1 pseudogene is annotated in these 293 nt (G+C 37.5%); it reads right to left on the reverse strand.

Features of this window, described 5'->3' with window-relative positions:
- Positions 1 to 91: 91 nt before the first annotated feature.
- A pseudogene (locus PZE06_RS28535) lies at positions 92 to 293 on the reverse strand (ACT domain-containing protein); the annotation flags it as partial.

Genomic DNA, 293 nt, shown 5'->3' on the forward strand with positions numbered 1-293 from the left:
TTTTAAGTTGTTAGGATCTTGATCGTTTTTAATAAGCGATTCTATCTAACTAAAATTTCAAATAATTTCAATCAAATCTTTGGGTTTGGAGCTACGCCCCAGACCCAAGTACCTCTACATTTTCCACAAATTCTAGCTTTTTTAAATTCGCTAATAGCTCATTGATCTCTATTCCCATTCCTGTAATGTTGAGGGACATCGATACTTGTGCTCTCCCTTGAAGCGGGATTGTTTGATGGATCGTCAACACATTACAACCTGATGATGCTACAACCCCAAGTAACTGTGAAAGG

The sequence above is a fragment of the Robertmurraya sp. DFI.2.37 genome (genome assembly GCF_029211245.1).
Taxonomy (GTDB): domain Bacteria; phylum Bacillota; class Bacilli; order Bacillales; family Cytobacillaceae; genus Robertmurraya; species Robertmurraya methanolica_A.